General features: G+C 66.1%; 5 protein-coding genes. 1 reads left to right on the top strand and 4 read right to left on the bottom strand.

Features of this window, described 5'->3' with window-relative positions; all coding sequences use genetic code 11:
- Positions 1 to 58: 58 nt before the first annotated feature.
- Positions 59 to 376, bottom strand: a complete 318-nt coding sequence (locus E8M83_RS16780) for a transposase (RefSeq protein WP_137174489.1) — start codon at positions 374 to 376, stop codon at positions 59 to 61.
- A gap of 476 nt (positions 377 to 852) precedes the next feature.
- Between E8M83_RS16780 and E8M83_RS16775 the strand changes: the two genes are divergently transcribed.
- On the top strand, positions 853 to 2,214 hold the full coding sequence (locus E8M83_RS16775; protein WP_229491605.1) for an amidohydrolase family protein: 1,362 nt from the start codon (positions 853 to 855) through the stop codon (positions 2,212 to 2,214).
- Here the strand turns inward: E8M83_RS16775 and E8M83_RS16770 are convergent.
- Genes E8M83_RS16770 through E8M83_RS16760 form a run of 3 tightly spaced genes read right to left on the bottom strand, consistent with a single transcriptional unit; the run spans position 2,208 to position 7,441 of the window.
- Positions 2,208 to 3,590, bottom strand: a complete 1,383-nt coding sequence (locus E8M83_RS16770; protein ID WP_137174488.1) for an ATP-binding protein — start codon at positions 3,588 to 3,590, stop codon at positions 2,208 to 2,210. The two genes, E8M83_RS16775 and E8M83_RS16770, sit on opposite strands and share 7 nt — an antisense overlap.
- A 10-nt stretch (positions 3,591 to 3,600) precedes the next feature.
- Positions 3,601 to 4,281, bottom strand: coding sequence for a response regulator transcription factor (locus tag E8M83_RS16765; RefSeq protein ID WP_137174487.1), 681 nt, complete (start codon positions 4,279 to 4,281; stop codon positions 3,601 to 3,603).
- 7 nt (positions 4,282 to 4,288) lie between these two features.
- Complete coding sequence (locus E8M83_RS16760; RefSeq protein WP_137174486.1) at positions 4,289 to 7,441, bottom strand: efflux RND transporter permease subunit; 3,153 nt, start codon at positions 7,439 to 7,441, stop codon at positions 4,289 to 4,291.
- Positions 7,442 to 7,443 lie beyond the last annotated feature (2 nt).

Below are 7,443 nucleotides of genomic sequence, written 5' to 3'. Positions count from 1 at the left end.
AAACGGCACATCACAGCCACTGGATGCACGCCGACGTGCTCGTGGATAAACGCGTACTTCACGGCTTGCGGCGCGCAAAGTACGCTTCCGCTTTTTTTAAGATCGTGTTCTCCACCTTAAGACGCTCATTTTCACGGCGCAGCTTGGCAAGCTCATCTTCTTCCACTCCAGCCGGGCGCCCAGGGCCCTTGAAGGACTTGTCAGTGCCGGCTTCCTCAAACCGCTTAGCCCACTTGTATAGCTGGTTGCGCGGCACTCCAAGCTCGAGCGCAAGCGCCGTCGCGTTGCCTTCTTGTTTGAGCCTGGTAACGGCCCGCCTCTTGAAGTCGCTCGTATGAACAGTGCGTTTTACTGCTGGGGTCGTAGTGTCATCCATAGGCCTTATTGTCTCCTATTCTGGATGTCCACCAAACCCGGGCTACCTCAGAGTAAAATTGTTTGCCAATTGATTTTCAAAAATTGACAAAGAATTTTACTCTGACCCTCTTTGTTTTTAGTGCGTGCGAGCGCTATTAGCGATGGAAACAGTTCTCGGTTTTAGTCAATTCTTTAATCGTAACGAATATATGGCCAAAGCCTGTGTGAAGAAATAGGGACAGAGTCGATTTATCGAGCAATTTCTCTGCTTGCCAATGAATTTACCGTGCAATCTCAGCCGTGTCGCAGAAATTGCATAATAATTAGGGTCAGAGTAGATTTATTATTCAACTGATTTACTGAAGTTGACAAACAATTTTACTCTGACCCTAGTTATTCTCTTGTCTGAAGCATGGGCGGGGTGTGGCAATAAGCGCGCGGATTGGTGGTGTTGGCTTGTAGAATGGGTGGCAATTCTAGTGTGTGGAAAATGCCATGTTGCGTCTCTTGCACTGTGTCGTGCTCGCCCTCTTGTTTGCGTCGTGCCAGGCCGCCCTTGGCCAGCCGCGGGCGCTGTTGATCCAGAACGCCCATGTCGTCAGCCTCGACCCGGAGCAGGGCGAGCGGCGCGATGCCGACGTGCTGGTGCGGGATGGGCGGATCGTTGCCATTGGGCGCAAGCTCGAGGCGGCTGGGGCCGAGCGGATCGATGCGCGTGGCATGATCCTTCTACCGGGGCTGGTCGACACCCATACCCACCTGTGGCTCAGCGCGGCGCGCGGCCAGTTTCGTAATACTCCCGACACCGATTATTTCGCCCTCAAGAAGCGCCTGGGGCGGCACTACACGCCGGACGACGTCCGCATCGGCACCTATGTCGGCGCCGTCGAGACGCTGGCGTCGGGCGTCACCACGACCGTCGATTTCTTCCATAACCTGCGCAGCCCGGCGCACCTTGAGGCGGCCGAACAGGCGCTGCTGCAAAGCGGGATCCGCGCCCGCTTGCTGGCTGGCGCGCATGACGATCTTGCCCCAGCCGAGAGCATCGACCTCGACCTGCTCGCCGCCGCGGCAGCGCGGCCGCGGCCCGGCCGGGTCACGCTGGGGCTGGGCTGTCGCGGCGTGGGGGAGGGCAAGGCCGACGTGGCCGCGACCGGCCGGCGCGAGATCGCGGCCGCGCGCAAGCTCGGCTTGCCCGTGTCGGTGCATTCGGGCGGCAAGCGCAACGGCGCCCTGGCCGCCAGCGGCTTGCTGGGCAAGGACGTGCAGATCGTGCACGCCACCGGGGCGACCCCGGCCGAGCTGGCGGCGTTCCGGGCGGCCGGCAGCGCGCTGTCGCTGACGCCGGTCACCGAACAGCGGGTCGGCTACGGCCTGACCATGCTCAGCGACTACGCGGCCGTGGAGCGCATCGGCCTGGGCATCGACGGCACGGCGCTGGCCGGCAGCGCCGACCTGTTCGCCAATATGCGCCTGCTCGCGCTCACCGAATCCGGCGCCCGCAAACAGGAAACGGCGGTCGCGCCGCGCCGCATCCTCGAACTGGCGACGATCGAAGCGGCGCGCTCGATCGGCATGGATGACCAGATCGGTTCGATCACGCCCGGCAAGCGCGCCGACCTGATCCTGCTCGACCCCGGGGCGCTGAACATGGCCCTGGCCGGCAATGCCGATCCCTATGCCCTGGTCGTGTATTCGGCCACGCCGGACAATGTCGATACGGTGATCATCGATGGCGTCGTTCTCAAGCGAGGCGGACGCCTGCTCGGCGTCGACATTGCGCGGGCGATGAACGAGGCCCGGGCGTCGATCGAGGCCATCCTCGAACGCGCCGGGGCCCAGCCAGGCGCTCAGTAGGCCTGCGCGGCCGGATTGGCGTGCAGTAGCAGGGTGGCGCGCAGGCCCGGACGGTTGTCCTCCAGCGTCAGGCTGCCGCCATGCAGGCGCGCCACTGCCGAGACCACGCTCAGTCCCAGGCCCACGCCCGGTGTGCCGCGGCTGGCGTCGACCCGGTAGAAGCGCTCGATCACGCGCGTGCGCTCGTGTTCCGGAATGCCCGGGCCGTTGTCCGCCACCACCACCGCTACCCGGTCGGCGTCGACGCGGCGCGCGGTGATGGCGATCGTGCCCCGTACCGGCGCGTATTTCAGGGCGTTGTCGGCCATATTGCCCAGCGCCTGGGCCAGCAGCACCGGGTCGCCCACCACCCGCAAATCCTCCGGGGCGTCGAAGCCGAGATCGATGTCCTTCAGCTCGGCCACCGGGCCGTAGAATTCCGTGACCTCGGCGCCCAGCGCGGCCAGGTCGACCTCGACGAAACCGCCGCGGCGGCTGCCGCTGTCGATTTCGCTTAGTCTCAGCAGCGCGTTGAAGATGCCCATCACGCGGTCGACATCGTCGATCGCGTCGTCGATTTCGGCGAAGGTCTCCTCCACCGGCGGGCGCGCCACCGACAGCTCTTCGAGCCGCGCGCGCAGCTCGGACAGCGGGGTGCGCAAGTCGTGGGCGATGGCGTTCGAGACGTCCTGCACGCCCGTCACCAGGTGCTCGATCTGGTCCAGCATGCGGTTCACCGTGCGCGTCAGCTGCTGCAGCTCGTCGCCGTCGCGCGGCTCGAGCAGGCGGTGCGACAGCTTGCCCTCGATGATCGAGGCCGTGGTCTGGCTGATGCGCTGCACCCGTCCCAGCAGCGCGCGCCGGATCAACACGCCGCCCAGCACGGCGCTTACCAGCACCGCCAGTGCGCAGCCCAGCAGGCCGTAGGCGAACAGGCGCTCGAGCTGCTGGAAGCGATCCAGGTTGCTGGCCACCAGCAGCATATAGCCGTCTTCCAGCGTCACCCGCACCAGCTCCACATTGCGCGGCGTGTCGTCGACCCGGATCGTCACCTGGCACAGGCCGTCACTCTCCGGCACGCCCTCGGGCCACTCGGGCAGGTTGCCGGCCAGCTTGGCGCCGTCGGGCGCCACGAACAGCATGATCTTGCGTACGCCGTCGTTCACGCCATGGACCTGGCTGTCGATCGCCGCCGCCAGCGCCGGCGGGCCCTGGCGCTCGAACAGGTTGCTCAGGTGGCGCGCGTCCGTCTTGAGCAGCTGGGTGCGCACCTCGCCGATATTCTTGTGCCAGGCAAACCACAGGGGCGCGGCGAACATCGCCAGCACCAGCAGCGTGACCACGGCGTAGCCGATCGCGATGGTGCGGGCCGAGAATCCGGGCAGGCGCAGGTTCACGACAAGCACCTCACGGCTGGTCGGTCAGCATATAGCCGGCATTGCGCACGGTGCGCAGCAGCGGCGTCGCAAAGCCGGCGTCGATCTTCTGGCGCAGCTTGCTGATGTGGACATCGATGACATTCGTTTGCGGATCGAAGTGATAATCCCACACGTTCTCGAGCAGCATGGTGCGCGTCACCACCTGGTTCGCGTGGCGCAGCAGGTAGGTGAGCAGCTTGAACTCGCGCGGCTGCAGCGCCACCGGGCGCCCGCCGCGCGTCACGCGGTGCGACAGCATGTCGACCGACAGGTCGCCCAGGCTCATCACGGTCTCCACCGCCTGGCTCTGCGAGCGGCGCAGCAGCGCGTCGAGCCGGGCCAGCAGCTCGCCGAAGGCGAACGGCTTGGTCAGATAGTCATCGCCGCCGGCGCGCAGGCCGCGGATGCGGTCGTCCACGCCGTCCAGCGCCGAGAGGATCAGGATCGGCACCCGGTTGCCCTGCTGGCGCAGCGCTTCGATCAGCCCCAGGCCGTCGATCCCGCCCGGCAGCATGCGGTCCATGACGATCGCGTCGTAGGGCTCGCTGACGGCATGGTACATGCCGTCGCGGCCGTTGTCGGCGTGGTCGACCGTATGACCGGCCTCGGTCAGCCCCTTCTTGACGAAGCGGGCCACGCGTTCATTGTCTTCGACGAGTAGCAGTTTCACGGCAGTCTCAGTGGGAAGCCGGCATTGTAGCCGGTGTTTCCGCGCTCGGCGCGTGTGGCGTCGGCGGCTTGGCGCCGCCGGCCACCAGCACGTAGAACAGCGGGATCACGAACGGCGCAAGGAAGGTGGCGGTCAGCATCCCGCCGATCACGCCGATGCCCAGCGCGTTCTGGCTGCCCGAACCGGCCCCGCTCGAAATCGCCAGCGGCAGCACGCCCAGGATGAAGGCCATCGAGGTCATGATGATCGGACGCAGGCGCACTTTCGCCGCCTCCAGCGCCGCCTCGACCAGGCTCAGGCCCTGCAACTGCAATTCGCGCGCGAATTCGGCGATCAGGATCGCATTCTTGGCCGACAGGCCGATCGTGGTCAACAGCCCCACCTGGAAGAACACGTCGTTCTCCATGCCGAAGGCGGTCGCCGCGCCCAGCGCGCCCAGCACGCCGATCGGCACCACCATGACCACCGAGATCGGGATCGCCCAGCTTTCGTACAGCGCCGCCAGGCACAGGAACACGACCAGGATCGACAGCGCGTACAGCAGCGGCGCCTGGGCGCCGGCCTGCGATTCCTGCAGCGAGATGCCGCTCCATTCGAAGCCGATGCCCTGCGGGAGCTGGGCCGCCAGGCGGGTCATGATGGCCATCGCCTCGCCGGTGCTGTGGCCGGCCGTCGGCTGGCCCACGATCTCGGCCGAGGTGATGCCGTTATAGCGCTGCATCGACGGCGAGCCCCACGACCAGCGCGCGCTGGCAAAGCTCGAGAACGGCACCATATCGCCCTGGCCGTTCCTCACATGGAGCAGCTTGATGTCGTCCGGATTCATGCGGAACTGGGCGTCGGCCTGCACATAGACGCGTTTGATGCGGTTGTCGGTATCGAGGAAGTTGTTGATGTAGCGTGAACCCCAGGCGGTCGAGAAGGTCTGGTCGACCAGGGTCAGGTCGACGCCCAGCGCGGCCGCCTTTTCGCGGTCGATGTCGATCTTGTAGGTCGGGTTGTCGGCCTGGCCCGTGAAGCGCACCCGGGTCAGGGCCGGCTCCTTCGCCGCCAGCTCGAGCAGCTGGTCGCGCGCCGCCGCCAGCGCGTCGCGGCCGAGGCCGCCGCGGTCCTGCAGCTGCATCGTGAAGCCGGTGGCCGAGCCCAGGCCGCGGATCGACGGCGGCTCGATCGGCACCACCGTGGCGCCCTGGAAGTCCTTGTAGCGCGCGGCGATCCGGTTGGAGAGCGCCGACACGTGCAGCGCGTCGTCCTTGCGCTCGGACCAGTTACGCAGGCGCACGAACATGCGGCCCACGTTCTGGCCGCGCTGGCCCTGGGCCGAGCCGTTGATGACCATGGTCGCCTCGACCATCGCCTTTTCGCCGGTCAGCAGGTAGTTGCTGATCTCGTCGAGCACCTTGCCGGTGACTTCCTGGGTGGTGCCGGCGGCGGTCTGGACCTGGACGATCATATAGCCCTGGTCTTCCTTGGGCAGGAAGCCACCGGGCAGGCGCAGGAACAGCGCCGCCACGATGGCGATCGTGACCACGTACACCGTCATCCACAGCGCGCGGCGGCCCAGGATGCGGGTCACGCCGGTCAGGTAGCGGTCGCGGTTCTTCTCGAAACCGCGGTTGAACCAGCCGAAGAAGCCTTTCTTTTCGTGGTGGCCAGGGTCGACCGGCTTGAGCATGGTGGCGCACAGCGCCGGCGTCAGGCTCAGGGCGATGAAGGCCGACAGCAGCATCGAGGCCACCACCGTGAGCGAGAATTCGCGGTAGATCGCGCCCACCGTGCCGCTCGAGAAGGCCACCGGCACGAATACCGCCGACAGCACCAGCGCCACGCCGATCAGCGCGCTGGTGATCTGGCCCATGGCCTTGATGGTCGCCTCCTTCGGCGCCAGGCCATCCTCGTGCATCACGCGCTCGACGTTCTCGACCACCACGATGGCGTCGTCGACCAACAGGCCGATCGACAGCACCAGGCCGAACATCGACAGCGTATTGACGGTGAAGCCGAGCGCCGACATGATGCCGAAGGTGCCCAGCAACACCACCGGCACCGTGATCGACGGGATCAGGGTGGCGCGGAAGTTTTGCAGGAACAGGTACATGACCAGGAACACCAGCACGATGCCCTCGATCAGGGTGTGCACGACGCCGCTGATCGATTGCTCGATGAAGGGCGTGACGTCGTTCGGATACACGGTGCGCAGGCCGGGCGGGAAGAATTCGCCCAGCTCGGCCAGGCGGGCGCGCACCGCGACCGCGGTGTCGAGCGCGTTGGCGCCGGGCGCCAGCTGGATGCCCAGGCCGGACGCCGGCTTGCCGTTGTAGCGCACGTCGACGTGGTAATTCTCGGAGCCGAGCGCGACCCGCGCCACGTCGCCAATGCGCACGCTCGAGCCGTCAGGCTGGACCTTGACGAGGATGCGCTGGAATTCTTCTGGCGTACGCAGCAGCGTGGCCTGGGTGATGGTGGCATTGATCGACTGGCCTTGCACCGCCGGCGTGCCGCCCAGCTGGCCGCCCGAGACCTGCACGTTCTGGGCCCGGATCGCGTTGGTGACGTCCAGCGGCGTGAGCGCATACGCGGTCAGCTTGACCGGATCGAGCCAGATCCGCATCGCGTACTGGGTGCCGAACACGTTCATGCTGCCCACCCCCGAGATGCGGCTGAGCGGATCCTGCAGGTTCGACGACACGTAGTTGGCGATGTCGAACTTGGTCATGCTGTCGTCGTCCGACACGAAGGCGGCCACCATCAGGAAGTCGCTGGTCGACTTGGTCACGCGCAGGCCGGTCTGCTGCACCTCGGCCGGCAGGCGCGGCACGGCGGCCTGCAGCTGGTTCTGCACCTGCACCTGGGCGATGTCGGGATCGGTGCCGGCGGCAAAGGTCAGGGTGGTGGTCGAGCGGCCCGAGTCGTCGCTCGACGAGTCCATGTAGAGCAGGTTGTCGATTGCCGTCAGCTGCTGCTCGATCACCTGGATCACGGTGTTCTGCATGGTCTCGGCCGAGGCGCCGGGGAAGTCGGCCTGGATCTGCACCGACGGCGGCGACACCGGCGGGTACTGCTCGACCGGCATGCTGTACAGGGCGATGCCGCCCGCCAGCATGATCAGGAGCGAGATGACGATCGCGAAGATCGGGCGCTGGATGAAGAACTTAGGCATCG

This window comes from Massilia sp. HP4 (genome assembly GCF_005222695.1).
In the GTDB taxonomy this organism is placed as follows: domain Bacteria; phylum Pseudomonadota; class Gammaproteobacteria; order Burkholderiales; family Burkholderiaceae_D; genus Telluria.
Note: the sequence above shows the minus strand (reverse complement) of the source record. Positions and strands in the feature narration are given on the sequence as shown.